16 protein-coding genes are annotated in these 14,394 nt (G+C 37.1%); 11 read left to right on the top strand and 5 right to left on the bottom strand.

The genetic code is table 11. The features are described from left to right. Positions 1–326 precede the first annotated feature (326 nt). Positions 327–935: a hypothetical protein gene (locus H6G25_RS08025; RefSeq protein WP_190392022.1), complete on the bottom strand. Its 609-nt coding sequence runs from the start codon at positions 933–935 to the stop codon at positions 327–329. Positions 936–1,112: 177 nt separating this feature from the next. Then, entirely contained in the window at positions 1,113–1,487 is a 375-nt protein-coding gene (locus H6G25_RS08020) for a cytochrome c (protein ID WP_190392044.1), read from the bottom strand. Between the two features lie 199 nt (positions 1,488–1,686). Between H6G25_RS08020 and petG the strand changes: the two genes are divergently transcribed. Then, a complete protein-coding gene (gene petG, locus H6G25_RS08015) occupies positions 1,687–1,800 on the top strand; it encodes a cytochrome b6-f complex subunit V (RefSeq protein ID WP_015078754.1) in 114 nt (37 codons plus the stop codon). A gap of 87 nt (positions 1,801–1,887) precedes the next feature. Here petG and rsmD read toward each other — a convergent pair whose 3' ends face one another. Beyond that, the gene (gene rsmD / locus H6G25_RS08010; protein ID WP_190392021.1) at positions 1,888–2,445 is read right to left on the bottom strand and encodes a 16S rRNA (guanine(966)-N(2))-methyltransferase RsmD; all 558 of its coding nucleotides are present in this window, start codon (positions 2,443–2,445) and stop codon (positions 1,888–1,890) included. 240 nt (positions 2,446–2,685) lie between these two features. After that, positions 2,686–3,321, bottom strand: coding sequence for an imidazole glycerol phosphate synthase subunit HisH (gene hisH / locus H6G25_RS08005; protein ID WP_190392020.1), 636 nt, complete (start codon positions 3,319–3,321; stop codon positions 2,686–2,688). Positions 3,322–3,485: 164 nt separating this feature from the next. Between hisH and H6G25_RS08000 the strand changes: the two genes are divergently transcribed. The 3 genes from H6G25_RS08000 to H6G25_RS07990 all read left to right on the top strand — a co-directional run bounded on the left by H6G25_RS08000 (position 3,486) and on the right by H6G25_RS07990 (position 5,753). Further along, positions 3,486–3,932 (top strand): peptidase C15, encoded by a 447-nt coding sequence (locus tag H6G25_RS08000; RefSeq protein WP_242034907.1) that lies wholly within the window; start codon positions 3,486–3,488, stop codon positions 3,930–3,932. A 37-nt stretch (positions 3,933–3,969) separates the two neighbouring features. Beyond that, complete coding sequence (locus tag H6G25_RS07995) at positions 3,970–5,325, top strand: DUF3370 domain-containing protein (protein ID WP_190392019.1); 1,356 nt, start codon at positions 3,970–3,972, stop codon at positions 5,323–5,325. Between the two features lie 185 nt (positions 5,326–5,510). Then, complete coding sequence (locus H6G25_RS07990; protein ID WP_190392018.1) at positions 5,511–5,753, top strand: hypothetical protein; 243 nt, start codon at positions 5,511–5,513, stop codon at positions 5,751–5,753. Between the two features lie 131 nt (positions 5,754–5,884). Here the strand turns inward: H6G25_RS07990 and H6G25_RS07985 are convergent, their stop codons facing one another. Continuing rightward, complete coding sequence (locus tag H6G25_RS07985) at positions 5,885–6,817, bottom strand: NAD-dependent epimerase/dehydratase family protein (protein ID WP_190392017.1); 933 nt, start codon at positions 6,815–6,817, stop codon at positions 5,885–5,887. Positions 6,818–7,088: 271 nt separating this feature from the next. On the opposite strand from H6G25_RS07985, the gene H6G25_RS07980 reads away from it, so the two are divergent. The 7 genes from H6G25_RS07980 to H6G25_RS07950 all read left to right on the top strand — a co-directional run bounded on the left by H6G25_RS07980 (position 7,089) and on the right by H6G25_RS07950 (position 14,128). Then, on the top strand, positions 7,089–8,231 hold the full coding sequence (locus H6G25_RS07980) for a glycosyltransferase (protein ID WP_190392016.1): 1,143 nt from the start codon (positions 7,089–7,091) through the stop codon (positions 8,229–8,231). 113 nt (positions 8,232–8,344) lie between these two features. Next, on the top strand, positions 8,345–9,103 hold the full coding sequence (locus tag H6G25_RS07975) for a sugar transferase (protein ID WP_190392042.1): 759 nt from the start codon (positions 8,345–8,347) through the stop codon (positions 9,101–9,103). A 136-nt stretch (positions 9,104–9,239) separates the two neighbouring features. Beyond that, positions 9,240–10,319, top strand: coding sequence for a GDP-mannose 4,6-dehydratase (gene gmd, locus H6G25_RS07970; protein WP_190392015.1), 1,080 nt, complete (start codon positions 9,240–9,242; stop codon positions 10,317–10,319). Between the two features lie 20 nt (positions 10,320–10,339). Continuing rightward, entirely contained in the window at positions 10,340–11,284 is a 945-nt protein-coding gene (locus H6G25_RS07965; RefSeq protein WP_190392014.1) for a GDP-L-fucose synthase, read from the top strand. 134 nt (positions 11,285–11,418) lie between these two features. Next, a complete protein-coding gene (locus H6G25_RS07960; protein WP_190392013.1) occupies positions 11,419–11,982 on the top strand; it encodes a 5-formyltetrahydrofolate cyclo-ligase in 564 nt (187 codons plus the stop codon). Positions 11,983–12,140: 158 nt separating this feature from the next. Further along, positions 12,141–13,448, top strand: a complete 1,308-nt coding sequence (locus H6G25_RS07955) for an AAA family ATPase (RefSeq protein WP_190392012.1) — start codon at positions 12,141–12,143, stop codon at positions 13,446–13,448. Continuing rightward, positions 13,445–14,128: a retron system putative HNH endonuclease gene (locus tag H6G25_RS07950; protein WP_190392011.1), complete on the top strand. Its 684-nt coding sequence runs from the start codon at positions 13,445–13,447 to the stop codon at positions 14,126–14,128. Before H6G25_RS07955 ends, H6G25_RS07950 begins: the two co-directional genes overlap by 4 nt. Positions 14,129–14,394 lie beyond the last annotated feature (266 nt).

Here is a 14,394-nt window from a genome sequence, read left to right as displayed (position 1 = left end):
TTGCTTATGGGTGGGTGGAAAATGAGAATTTACTCAAAAACCGAATTAAAAAACTGATCACTTATATACAATGAGTGGTTTTAATTATTATTTTAATATTGAAACTGCCTGATCGTACCATTTTGCCGTTAGAAATTATGTTTCGCACAAAGGCACAAAGTTAAGAGTTTACAGCATTTGCACCGTGGGCGCTGGAGGCGAATCCGAATATACAGCCCATAGCCACACTTGAGCCAAAAATAGCCAACATAAGGATCAGTAGTTGGCGTTTTAGTCGGCGATGGGATTTACTTTTTGCTAAATTTGGCATAGAGTTCTCAACTTGACTATTTATTTGCAGTAGGTAAGGGAAAAGTTCCTAAAATTTCATCAGCTCCAGCACCTCTGGTGTCACCATCTCTTACCCAATCATTATTATCATCTATGAAAGATACTCCACCTTGAAAATAACATTGGAGTTCTATGAATTTTTTATCTTCTGATATTAAAAAGTTGAAAGTTCCCGAGTTTGTAGCACATTTAAATTGAGCTTTTTTGACTTGATTACTGTATTTTTCTTGTAGATATTTAGCATAGGGTGGATCGGTGGGTAAGGGTGTTAAAAATTTCTCTTCGTTTCCTGGGGTTGGTAATTTACCTAAATACAATCCCCAACGACTACCATCCTTAAGTTTTTTAGCATCCCAACAGGTAAGATAAACTTTTGTGTTTTCATCAAAAACTTCTAAACCGATAATTTTATTAGCTGGACATTGCTTTTTATGTCCTTCGATATATTCTGGATAGAGTTTAGTTAATTGTTTAAACAATGTTTCACATTTTTGTTTCCTCCCACATTGTCCTTTAATAATTGGACTTTTTATGGGTTTTGCGAATACAACTTTTGAGTTCAAAACTTCTAAACCAACTAAGAGACTAACTAATGTTGTAATCATGGGGAATAAAAGAATTAAGTTTTTTAATTTTATCATATTTGTAAATACTTCTGTTGTTTATTTTTTGTTGCGTTTCCTTGTTACCAATACTAGCTTTTACGAACATAGAAACTATTTATACGTGCATAATAATTTATCATTAAGTTTAGAATCTTTATAGTATTCATGCACAAAAACTCACAGGCTTTCTAAGTAGCTCAACAAATCTGACATTTCTTGGAAACTAGGCTGGAATTTGGGCATAGGGGGAGTTTCTCCGCTAGTTACTTGATGAATTAGTCCATAGCGGGATTTATATTTGGATATCTCACGTAAACTCGGTCCAACTAGTCCGTTTGCTTCTAAACCATGACAACCAGCACAGTTAATTTGGAAAATGGCCTTCCCCCGGGCTGGGTTTCCCTGAAGGGATAGAACACTTTTGACATAAGGATCAGAGGCTTGCAGTATTTCAACCCCAAACAGGATTAAAGGCAGGACTATCAACATCGCTACGATAAAGATAACGATCTGTTGAATCAGGGTTTCAGGTTTTATCAGATGGTTATCCAAAAGAGTTGCTTCTACAGTCTTCAAATTTTCATTTCCTACACATAGCTTAAAATTTATTGATTGTGTTTGCAAGTACATTAGATGATTTTTATATAGTATTTAGATTTAAAACTATTATGAGATGCGGGATCAATGTCAAATTTGGTAAAATCAAAAACAGGAAACGAATCTTTCAATAATCGCAACAAGGAGCTTTACAGTGGTTGAACCTCTATTATCAGGTATTGTGCTTGGTTTGGTTTTTGTAACTTTAAGCGGACTATTTTACGCCGCCTATAGACAATATAAGCGTCCTACAGAATTAGGCGGCTGATATTGATTGAGGAGTCAGGGAAGAGGGAAGGAGTAGGAAGCAGGGAGTAGGGGAAATAATTACCCATTACCAATTCCCAATTACCCATTACCCATTACCAATTCCCTGCTCTTGATAAAATGTCAAAGCTGTGTTACCATAGGTTTTTTGTCTGCAGATTTCCCAGTTGGGGATACTTGGTGGTGTCCAATCTTGGTGACGGTGTTCCACTGCTATTTCTCCTGGGCAATCTAAAAGCTGATACTGAGAGATCGCTTGTAATACTGGTTCATATAATCCACTAGCATAAGGTGGGTCAAAATATATTCTGTCAAATTTTTGACCTGATAATTTTTTTAACTGTTGGGTGACATTTCCCCGCAATAGCTGAAATTTCTGGTTAGGATTTGCTACCCGTTGCCAATTTTCTTGGATGATGGCGCAAGCAAGACTTGACTGTTCAATGCCAATAACGACGCTGGCTTCCCTACATAAAGCCTCAGCACCCATTGCCCCGCTACCGGCGCACAAATCCAGCCAATGACAACCAGTAATTGTTCCTTGCCAAATATTAAATAATGCTTCCCTGACTCGCGCACTCGTAGGTCTGGTATGTTCACCTGGTAATGTTTTAAGCAGACGATTCCCGTAAATTCTCAGACTCATTAGTTATTGATCATCCGATTTTAGATTTTGGATTTTGGATTTTGGATTGATTCCGGGGACAAATCCCAGGGTTTTGAGCATCTCCGATTTTAGATTTTGGATTTTGGATTTTGGATTGATTCCGGGGACAAATCCGGGGGTTTTGATGATCAACGGCTGATTTGTCATTAATCTTGAACTTATAGCTAGTAGCAGATAATACTATCAGAGTTTAACAACCGAAAATATTGCCAACTTTTGTTAAGCAAAAACTTTTTCACGGACTTGAGCCACAAAATTAGATAATATTTGCAAGCCGACATTTGATGATTTTTCGGGATGGAATTGCACGGCCATAAGATTTTCATGAGCGATCGCGGCCGTAAAAGTTTGATTTCCATGGGTAACAGTAGCAGCCCGGACTTGGGGATTTGTAGGTTCAACATAGTAAGAATGAACAAAATAAACCCAAGGATCGCTGGGTAAATGTTCCCATAAAAGATTTTTTGGTTGCTTGAGTTGGAGTTGATTCCAACCCATATGGGGAATTGTCATTCCAGGTTCAGAACGAAAACGGCGGACTTTTCCAGGAACAATTCCTAGTCCTGGTAACGTGCCTTCGGCGCTGGATTCAAACAAAATTTGTAATCCTAGACAAATACCCAAAAACGGTTTACCAGAAGCGATCGCATCTTTAATAGGTTTTTCCAAACCGCGCGATCGCAAATGTTGTACCGCTGGATCAAATGCTCCCACGCCTGGTAAAACTATAGCATCTGCTTTCGCCAACTCTTGAGAACAATAGGTAACTTGAGGAGTTGCACCGGCTTTTTCCAATCCTTTGCAGACAGAGTGTAAATTTCCCATATCGTAATCAACAACTGCAATCACTGGCATTTAGCTGCTCCTTGTAAATTTATGAGGGAGGGCATTTAATTATTCTAATTCTAATTCTAATTATTATTTATAATGCAGAAAAAATACTATTAACTTCTTTTAACCTTTGGTTGAGTCAACAAGAGTCAAATTCATCCGATGACTTGTTACTCGCACTAGCCAAAATGGCTTCACTCTCTCATGATTTAAATTTTTTGCCCCGTTTACCTGTAGATGTGCAACTGGCCAGTTGTCGCGTCATTGCCAAAATTAATGACATTCAGCCTAACTATATTATCTATTGTGCCATGGCTGCAAGTCGTTCACAATTAAGTGTAGAAGTCCTGTCCAGTAGTACAAGTATCTTATCTTTGGAGTCTATAAATTCTAGCGAAAATATTTTGCGAACCACTGTTGATCTGGAAAAATTATTAGTGTCAACAGCAGCAGTTGAGGTTAGCTATGATTGTGGTAAGTGTGTCTGTGAGGGAGTTTATTATTCAATCTTAGACTATTTACCCCAGTTTCAACCGTCAATTAAGTGCATTTTTGTTCATGTACCCATGTTAAATGAAGAAAATTTGATTGGGATTATTGCCGATTTGATCATCAAACACTTGGCACTTTTCTAGAAAAATTAACGTCTTTTGGAAAAAATTACCTAATATTATGTTGCCACTATTACTTTCTTTGGCTCTTGCACAAGCGAACTTGGTGACACCACCAGAGGAAATATTACAATTACAATCAGTACGCCCTTTGCCAGGACAATTAGATTCAGTACCAGTATTTAATAGCAATAGTCCAGAATTGGTATTAAAGGAAGGAATTTTACTTTCTACTTTTCCAGCAGCAGGAAAAAAAGTTACATCAGCCCATTTAAATTTTCCCTTCCGTGGCCCATTTGATATTTTTGCCCATCATGTGACTAAAACTGAATTACTGGAAAATTTACCTTCTCTTTATTTGGGTATTATTTTACATAACCCTGGTTCTCAACCAGTGACAGTAAATATATTACAAGCCGCTAGTTATTTAAGTCAACCAGATGCCCCATTTCAGGAATTATCATCTTTAATTCCTAATGACTTAGGAACAGTGTTTGCAGGTCCAGGTAGTCGCGTTATGTCTGATATTTTGAGGGGTAGAAGACAGGATATCTTTCCCCCGCAAATTGTCATTCCCCCCGGTCAAAGCCAAATGTTATTAAATTTACCAATTCCTGTTCAAGGGTTAATACCACCTTTAAATGGTCGTTCTACATATCTGCGATTACGAAGTAATGGTAATATTTACGCTGCTAGTTTGGCGATGTTTGCCCGTAAAAATATTGATGGTAGTGAACGCGCACCTAATTTATCAGAATGGCAAAATTTATTAGATAATGGTGAATTATCCACTCCTAGAGATAAAATTCCCACTCCCATTACAGGAAATAATAAACCGGGAATTTACGGGCGTGTAGCTGGAGTATCAAGAGGCTCTCAATGGCGGGCTTATGTAGTAGATCAACCTAAAAGTAAGTATTTAACTATTCCTCAACCTGGTACGGGGTTTTCCTATGGGTTGAGTACCTTGCATGGTGGAACTTTCGGCACAAATCAAATTCAAACAGCAGCCATGTTAGTCCGTTATTCTGATACGGCTTATTATGCTCATGGTAATTATGGTGTTCAGTATAGTCTGAAGTTGCCTTTATACAACAATACTCAAAATGAACAAACTGTAAGTGTGACAATTCAAACTCCTCTGAAAGAGAATGAGTTAAGTAAATCAGGAATCCGTTTTCTTAACCCACCTGCGCGTCAAGTCTTTTTTAGAGGAACGGTGCGCTTACGTTATCAAGAACAGGGAAAATGGAAAAATAAGTTTCTACATTTAGTGCAAAAGCGTGGTCAAATGGGAGAACCATTAGTAGTATTGAATATTAAACCAGAAAATACCTCTTTAGTACAATTAGACTTTCTTTATCCACCAGATGCTTCTCCACCACAGGTTTTAACGGTGTCAACTCAAATTAGATAGGGTTTTCAGCTATTTTTGCGATAAATGCAAGATAATAATGCTATTACTGCAATAGTAACTTGAATTTGTTGTCAAAATAACAGATTATAAAAATGAAATTGTTTACTACTGCAATTGCCAACTACAAAACAACCATCAAGTAGTGGGTTTTATCTTAACTTCAGTCCTTTCTTGGGAGTCTAAATATGAATACAAGCAGGATAGAATTAGCTAAAGAGACTTTAAAAACGCATAAAGAAAATATGCGAAAAACTCTAGAACATCGCTTACAAGCAGCTATAAACCAGAATGATGAAAACCTATTGCATCTGTTAGAAGCAGAAATGCAGGAACATAGTGAACATTCTCAACCTTATACTGTCAAAGGTGATTTTTTTAGTTTTATACGGAACACAATGACTATTAACCATGCAAAAATGGAAAGATAGTAAATTAGCGATCGTTCCTGCTGCATTATATAAATTATGTCAACGCTGACATGAGTTGTAATGGGTAATTACTAATTACTAATTACCCATTACCCATTACCCATTACCCATTACCCATTACCCATTACCCATTACCCAGCGTTCAAAATTTCATCATCTACAGAAAAATCAACTTCTAATTTATCTTGTCTGGTGATTAAATAATCATTTTCCCAAGAATCTTTTAAACCAGAAATTAAATCATATTTAGGTTGCCAATTTAATTCTATTTGTGCTTTATTTATTGATGCGAAGAAGTGCTGTAGCCGCATAGGAAAGGATTTGCGTTTACCGAAATCAAACTTTTTAGGATCATAATGGACGATTTTAACATCATCGGCAGATTTACCAGCAGCGACAGCACAAGCACGAGCTAAACCGTCAAAAGTGACAAAGCGATCGCCTGAGATATTATAAATCTGCCCAATTGCTTTTTCATTGCCAATTACTTGTATCATCGCTTGAGCTAAGTCTAATACATGGCCTAGCTGAGTCAAGTGCATACCATTACCAGGGATAGGAATGGGACGATTACGAGCAATTCTATCAAAAAACCAACTTTCCAAAGGATTATAATTTTGGGGACCGTAGATATAGGTAGGACGAATAGAAGTAAAGGGGATTCCTAATTGTTTGAGGTAAGCTTCCGTTTCATGTTTACCCTTATGACGACTTTTAGGATCTACTGTATCACCTTCCAAATGAGGCATTTGGTCAGATTTGAGGTACACCCCTGCTGAACTCATGTAAACAAAGTGTTTTACCCGTCCTTGATAGATTTCTGCCAGGGGTTGAGTATCCGCGAGTTCTCGTCCATTATTGTCAAAAACGACATCAAAGGTTTCTTGTGCTAACTTTTCTCGAAGTTGATTTGGGTCCGTGCGGTCGCCTATAATTTGTCCTACGTCTGAAGGTGTGGGATGATTACCACGATTAAACAAAACCACCTCATGTCCGGCCTTTAGCAGTAATTGAGTCAAATACACACCAATAAACCGAGTTCCACCAATAACTAAAATTCGCATAACTTCCTAACTCCTAAATAACCAAAAGCGGACTGCGTCACCCTGATCTGTGCTTATCTTTGAGGTTATCAGGTTGTAGTATCATTCTGGAACATCTTTTGCTAGGATTGTATCTCTCATGTAATCTAGAGATTTTCCCACTGCTGAGAAAATAAGACTTATAATATTCTTTTTGTTTGGTAACATTCTGAGTAAGTCCCAAAAAAATCAGTAGTGTGGAATATCACCTGATCAAATTAGCCTAATTACTTCCTATCCATTCAATTTAGCTGTGTCTTTAGAATATGCTTTGGTTCATGAGTGGTTAACCCCTCAAGCTACAGGTGGTTCAGAACTCGTAGTCCAGGAGATATTAAATCACATTCATGCTGATTTGTATGCCCTGATTGATTTTGAATCTAATAATCCCGAAAGTTATTTGTACAAACGTCAAATTGGCACAACGTTTTTACAAAAATTTCCCCAAGCGCGTCAAGGTGTGCAAAAATACTTACCTTTGTTACCCTTGGCCATTGAACAATTGGATTTGCGAGAATATGAAGTTATATTATCTTCATCTCATGCGGTAGCTAAAGGAGTATTAACCACGCCTAATCAATTGCATATTTGTTATTGCCATAGTCCTATGCGTTATGCTTGGGATTTAACATTTGATTATCTCAAGCAAAACAAACTAGGTAAAGGCAGTATAGGCTGGATAACACGCTACATTCTACATCATTTGCGGCAATGGGACGTAATTAGTGCCAACCGAGTTGATTATTTCATTGCTAACTCTCAACACACAGCTAGAAGGATTTGGCGTTGTTACCGTCGGGAAGCAACCGTTATCTATCCACCTGTGAATATTGACGAATGTTTATTTTCTTCAGAAAAAGAGGATTTTTACTTAATAGTCTCTCGATTAGTGAGTTATAAACAAGTTTCCTTGATTATTCAGGCTTTTAATCGCCTAAAAAACCCCTTGGTAGTTATTGGTACAGGTCAAGAAATGGACAAGCTGCGAGAAATAGCCCAACCACATATCCAAATTTTAGGATGGCAACCTGATCATATCGTCAAAAAGTACATGGCACGTGCCAAGGCTTTTGTCTATGCAGCTTGCGAGGATTTTGGTATAGCCCTAGTTGAAGCCCAGGCTTGTGGAACTCCCGTAATTGCTTATGGTGCTGGTGGTGCGCTAGAAACAGTTAGAGATATTCGCACTCATCCTGACACAGGAACTGGTATATTGTTCAAAATGCAAACAGTAGGAGCTTTAGTAGATGCTGTAGAAAAATTTGTAGATCATCAGCATTTGTATGATTACGAGTATATACGAAAACACGCTAATCAATTTTCTCGCCAGGTTTTTGCAGAACGTTATTTGGGTTTTGTCAATGAATGTCGTGAAAAAAGAGTTTACCTTGGGTAAACAGCAGCCTTTTTTTTGTTAGTTTTCTAGAAAGATAGCAAATTTTTCCCGAAAATTACTGCCTTTTAGCCTTAAGATCGGACTATGTGTGGTGTGGATTATAAAGGAGTATGATGACTGCCCAGAGTTCACTCCTCTCCGGCAAACGATACCCGCGAAAGGATAACAGTACATCTATGGCTGTTTTATCAAAACGTGGTCAAAAAGTTAAACAGCTAAATGTGAAATCCAGAGGTTTATCTTTTCAGGGTTTATACGGAGAGTTTTTAAAACGACTGTTTGATATAGTTTTTTCACTGTCGGTCTTGATTTTGTTTTCTCCTATCTACATAATATTGGCCTTGTTGATAGCCCTAAGCTCAAAAGGTCCAGTTTTTTATGTTCAAAAACGAGTAGGCAAAAATTACCGAAGCTTTGATTGTATTAAGTTTCGCACTATGGTCAATAATGCCGACGAAATGCTCGTCGAAATGATGGCAATATCACCCAATATACGAGAGGAATTTGAAAGTAATTTTAAGCTGAAAACAGACCCGAGAATCACTAAAATTGGTCACTTTTTGCGAATTACCAGCTTAGATGAGTTTCCCCAATTTTGGAATGTTCTCAAAGGGGACATGAGCGTAGTTGGTCCGCGGCCTTTAGTAGAGGAAGAATTACCGAAATATGGTGATTATATCGGTCATGTTTTAACAATTCGTCCCGGAATTACGGGTTTGTGGCAAGTATCTGGACGTAATGATATTCCTTATCCCCGACGGGTACAAATAGACCTCCACTATGTCAATTTTAGGAGCTTTTGGCTAGATTTGTGGATTATCCTGAAAACAGTTAATGTTGTGATTATGCCCAAAAATAAAGGTGCTTACTAAGTAAGTGCGCGGGTTTGCTGTAGTGGGGCATGATACTGCCCCAAAAACTATTTTTGATGATGAAATTATAAGTTGGATTTATCCGCTACAATTTGTTTGCAATGATTTGACTAACAACCATGAGGTATTATTAAGCATGACACAAACAAAACGAGCTTTAATTACTGGTATTACAGGTCAAGATGGTTCTTATTTAACTGAGCTTTTGTTAGAAAAGGGTTATGAAGTCCACGGTATTATTCGCCGTACCTCTACTTTTAACACAGACCGCATTGATCATATGTACGAAGATCCTCATACCCAAGGGGTACGGTTATTTCTACATTATGGCGACTTGACAGACGGGACAACACTACGACGGATTTTAGAAGAAGTCAAACCTGTAGAAATTTATAACTTAGGCGCCCAATCTCACGTTAGAGTTAGTTTTGATTCGCCTGAATATACAGTGGACTCTGTAGGCATGGGTACATTACGCTTATTAGAAGCTATCCGCGACTATCAACACCGTACCGGGATTGAATTACGTTTCTATCAAGCTGGTTCTTCCGAAATGTATGGTTTAGTGCAAGCAGTCCCCCAAAGTGAAACTACACCCTTTTATCCCCGCAGTCCCTACGCTTGTGCTAAGGTATATGCCCATTGGCAAACAGTGAATTATCGTGAATCTTATAATTTGTTTGCTTGCAATGGTATTCTTTTTAATCATGAGTCTCCCCGAAGAGGTGAAACCTTTGTTACCCGTAAAATTACTAGAGCCGTAGCCCGCATTGTCGCCGGTAAACAAAAAAATATCTTTATGGGTAATTTAGACTCAAAGCGAGATTGGGGATATGCGAAAGATTATGTAAAAGCTATGTGGTTAATGTTGCAACAAGATCAACCTGATGATTATGTGGTGGCTACAGGAGAAACCCATTCAGTGCGCGAGTTTCTAGAGTTAGCCTTTGGTTATGTTAATCTAGATTGGCAGAATTACGTAGAGTTTGATGAACGTTATTTACGTCCAGCCGAAGTAGATCTATTAATTGGTGATCCGACTAAAGCCCAGCAAAAATTAGGTTGGCAACCATCGGTAACATTTCCAGAACTTGTGTCTCTCATGGTAGAAGCCGATTTAAAAGCGGTGGGATGTACTTCACCCAATGGTAATGGCTTAAAATACCCCCAAGATATTGCTACTACCCGTCAAGCATTAGGATCTCTGCACTTTTAATTCGTATCAAGGATAATAAGATGACAACCTTAGAATTAGAAAATAAACGGATTCTTGTCACCGGTGGGGCTGGTTTTCTCGGTCGTCAAGTCATAGATCAACTTTGTGAAAATGGCGCTGATCGTGATAAAATTACCGTGACGCGATCGCACGATTGTGATCTGCGGGTTTGGGAAAATTGCCAACGAGCAGTAGACCAACAAGATATTATCATCCACTTAGCCGCCCATGTGGGTGGGATTGGTCTAAATCGAGAAAAACCTGGTGAGTTATTTTATGATAACTTGATCATGGGGACGCAGTTAATCCATGCGGCTTATCAACAAGGTACAGAAAAATTTGTTTGTGTAGGAACTATCTGCGCTTATCCTAAATTTACCCCTGTACCATTTAAAGAAGATGATATCTGGAATGGTTATCCAGAAGAAACTAACGCCCCCTATGGAATTGCCAAAAAAGCGCTGTTGGTACAATTGCAATCTTACCGTCAGCAGTACGGATTTAATGGTATTTACCTCTTACCAGTAAACTTGTACGGACCTGAAGACAACTTCAACCCCAATAGTTCTCATGTCATTCCGGCTTTAGTTCGCAAAGTACAAGAAGCCCAAACCAGGGGAGAAAAACAACTTCCTGTTTGGGGTGACGGTTCTCCCACTCGTGAATTTTTGTATTCTACAGATGCAGCACGGGGTATAGTCATGGGAACTCAGTTTTATAATGATGCTGAACCCGTAAATTTAGGAACTGGTTACGAGATATCCATTAAAGACCTAATTACCTTAATTTGCGAATTAATGGAGTATGACGGGGAAATTGTCTGGGAAACCGACAAACCCAATGGTCAACCCCGTCGTTGTTTGGATACGGAAAGGGCAAAACAGGCTTTTGGTTTTACTGCTGAGGTAGAATTTAGAACAGGTTTAAAGAATACCATTGATTGGTGGCGGAAAAACGCCGGCTAAAGTAGTTTCTCTCGTTCCCAGTCTCCGACTCTAGTATACAAGAGAAGGCAGATCCTTCTTAATTTATTCCCATACAGAGTATGGGAACGAGAGAATCTAAAATCTAAAATCTAAAATCTAAAATTGTATCGGCTTTGCAAACAATTAATTCACAACTAACTAAAAAGGAATTGCGAAGGGTTTTACTCCAAAAACGCCAGTCTATGACATTATTGGAATGGAGAGAAAAAAGCGATCGCCTCACCACCAACATCCAAAACTCAGTTATATTTAATCAAGCAAAGACAATTCTGGCTTTTTTTAGCTTTCGTCAAGAACCTGATATTAGTTCACTATATACCAACACTAATAAACGTTGGGGGTTTCCCCGTTGTGTTGATAAATCTCTAGTTTGGCATTTTTGGCAACCTCATGATACCATTCATGCTGGTGCTTATGGAATCAAAGAACCTCACCATGAAGCACCAATAATAGAGATTGAGGAAGTAGATTTAATTCTTGTTCCCTGCGTGGGTTGTGATGTCCAAGGATACCGCTTAGGTTATGGTGGGGGGTATTATGACCGTTTATTAAATTCTCCCCGTTGGGACAAGAAACCAACTATGGGAGTGGTTTTTGATTTTGCTTATGTCTCTCAATTACCGGTTGATAGTTGGGATAAACCTTTAGAAACTGTGATTACAGAAAATGGAGATTAAAGATGAATGAACCACTCCAGGCACAGAGGTAACAGAGAAATGAGGGTTTGAGAGATATTTTGCATAAGTCCTGATTTTATTAAATCGGAAATTTTTGATAAGATAAAAATATCATCTTGTTGGTATTTTTAATTTACAATTATATTCAATTTATAATTATGCGGATTGAAGAATTACATTTACAAAACTTTCGAGGTTTTCGAGAACTCAAATTAACGCTTCCTCCTGATTTGGCTGTGTTTATTGGAGTCAATGGTTCAGGTAAATCATCTATTTTAGATAGTATTGCTATCCTTTTGTCAATATTTATAGATGAATTACTGCCCAAGAAACCTTACAAAAAGTTAGAGTTTGATCTAACAGAGGATGATATAAATATAAATGCACATAGAACACAAGAATCTATTCGCACTGTAATTGACTCAGGTATAAAACTTTCTTGGGATATTTCCAGAGATAGAGATCAATTTAAATCTATAACAAGGAAAAAAGAAATTAATCAGTATGCTTCTGACGTACATCAAGAATTAAAATATCGACTTAATTTATCCATACCATTATTAGTTTATTATCAAACACAACGAATAGTTATGAACTCTGCTTCTGGAAAAAGAGTTATTCGTAAACCTAATCAGTTTGATGCTTATAAATCAGCATTTTCAAACAATATCAACGATTTTAAAGATTTTTTTGATTGGTTTAAAGAAGAAGAAGAATATGAAAATGAAATTCGATTAAGAGAAAATAATAGCTTTAGAAATACCAACCTTGAAATTGTTAGAAAAGCTATAGAAATATTTTTAGAATCTTTCCCAAATAGCCAATTTGTAAACCTTCATATTGCTCGTGTAAGTGGTAGTAAAGAATTAAGTAGTCATCGTCTTAATAGTCCTTCATTAGTTATCGAAAAAAATGGTGAAAACTTCAAACTAGATCAACTTTCGGAAGGTGAAAAAACCTTATTGATGTTAGTAGTTGACATTGCAAGACGGTTAGCAATTTTAAATCCTAGTATTACTAATCCTTCTGAACTGCTAGAAAAAGGCACAGGAATAATATTAATTGATGAAATAGATTTACATTTACATCCTCAATGGCAAAGAATTGTAATTCCTAGTTTTAGAAAAACATTTCCCAAGTGTCAATTTATTGTTACTACTCATTCTCCTCAAGTTTTGAGTGGAGTCAACCGAGAAAACGTATTTATTTTAGAAGATTCAGAAATTGTAGAAACACCCCATACTTTTGGTAGAGACAGTAACTCAATTCTTTCTGAGGTTATGGGTGTGGAAAAAAGACCTGTGAAAATGCAGGAAAGAATAGACAAATGTTTTGAAATGATAGATAATGATAACTTAGAAGAAGCTAAACTAGAACTGCAAAAGTTATCTGAATCATTGGGAAATAATGACCCAGATATGATTCAAGCTTATACACTTATTGACTTTTTAAACAGGGTAGAATGAAACGCATTATCAAAGGTTCAGAACCTCCATCTCTTTTACAATATCGTCAGACACAGGACGCAAATTATGACGGATATCATCCCAAAAAACCTTTAAAAGAGGCATTGCTGACTGAACAAGGTTATATTTGTTGTTATTGTATGCAACGAATATCTATAGATAATATGGAAATTGAACATAACAAAGCTCAAAATGAGGATTGCTATCCACATTTACAACTAGACTATAAAAATCTAATAGCTTCTTGTTCAGGTAATAGAGGTAAAGGATTAAAAAATTTTCATTGTAATGCAAGAAAGGGATATTACGAAGGAAAGAAGAACAACGAAGGAAAGAATATCATTTGTAAAATAAAGCTCAATCCAGCAGATAGTGATAAAAATTGTGAAAACTATATCAAATATAGTTATACTGGAAAGATTTTTTCTGATGATGAAACTATCAATCATGAACTAAATGAAATTTTAAATCTTAACCATGAAATTCTTGTCAAAAATCGTAAAAATACATTATCTAGTGTTATTATTGCTTTAAATAAAAAGTTTCCTAATAAAACTTGGTCAAAAGAAGCTATCAAAAAGAAACTAGAGGAACTGAGTAGCAAAGATGCAGAAGATAAATATAGTCCATACTGTCAATATATTGTTTGGTATTTAAGCAAAAGATTAAATATACCGTAATCCGTAATCCGTAACTTAAACATTACCAGTATCTATCATTCCCACCCCAATTATCCCCCTATACCCTAGATACAATCAATAAACCGGAATTATCTGATAAAAACCGAGGACAGGTTAGGAGAAAATACACCCCTTGGGGAATGTAGCGGGGAACAGGGGACAGTTTTAACTGTCTGGATATCCTCAATTTTCCAAATCCGACAAAGAAAAATGCACCTATTTTGAGACACCATTCGCCAAATCTATCTCCAGGGTCGAATGATAAT

Origin of the sequence: Dolichospermum sp. FACHB-1091, from assembly GCF_014697585.1 — a bacterium.
In the GTDB taxonomy this organism is placed as follows: domain Bacteria; phylum Cyanobacteriota; class Cyanobacteriia; order Cyanobacteriales; family Nostocaceae; genus Dolichospermum.
Note: the sequence above shows the minus strand (reverse complement) of the source record. Positions and strands in the feature narration are given on the sequence as shown.

Bases quoted from the DNA above. Each gene is read 5' to 3' on its own strand.
- H6G25_RS08025 (WP_190392022.1), bottom strand. From the start codon at position 935: ATGATTACAACATTAGTTAGTCTCTTAGTTGGTTTAGAAGTTTTGAAC.
- rsmD (WP_190392021.1), bottom strand. From the start codon at position 2,445: ATGAGTCTGAGAATTTACGGGAATCGTCTGCTTAAAACATTACCAGGT.
- hisH (WP_190392020.1), bottom strand. From the start codon at position 3,321: ATGCCAGTGATTGCAGTTGTTGATTACGATATGGGAAATTTACACTCT.
- H6G25_RS08000 (WP_242034907.1), top strand. From the start codon at position 3,486: ATGGCTTCACTCTCTCATGATTTAAATTTTTTGCCCCGTTTACCTGTA.
- H6G25_RS07995 (WP_190392019.1), top strand. From the start codon at position 3,970: ATGTTGCCACTATTACTTTCTTTGGCTCTTGCACAAGCGAACTTGGTG.
- H6G25_RS07990 (WP_190392018.1), top strand. From the start codon at position 5,511: ATGAATACAAGCAGGATAGAATTAGCTAAAGAGACTTTAAAAACGCAT.
- H6G25_RS07985 (WP_190392017.1), bottom strand. From the start codon at position 6,817: ATGCGAATTTTAGTTATTGGTGGAACTCGGTTTATTGGTGTGTATTTG.
- H6G25_RS07975 (WP_190392042.1), top strand. From the start codon at position 8,345: ATGACTGCCCAGAGTTCACTCCTCTCCGGCAAACGATACCCGCGAAAG.
- gmd (WP_190392015.1), top strand. From the start codon at position 9,240: ATGACACAAACAAAACGAGCTTTAATTACTGGTATTACAGGTCAAGAT.
- H6G25_RS07965 (WP_190392014.1), top strand. From the start codon at position 10,340: ATGACAACCTTAGAATTAGAAAATAAACGGATTCTTGTCACCGGTGGG.
- H6G25_RS07955 (WP_190392012.1), top strand. From the start codon at position 12,141: ATGCGGATTGAAGAATTACATTTACAAAACTTTCGAGGTTTTCGAGAA.
- H6G25_RS07950 (WP_190392011.1), top strand. From the start codon at position 13,445: ATGAAACGCATTATCAAAGGTTCAGAACCTCCATCTCTTTTACAATAT.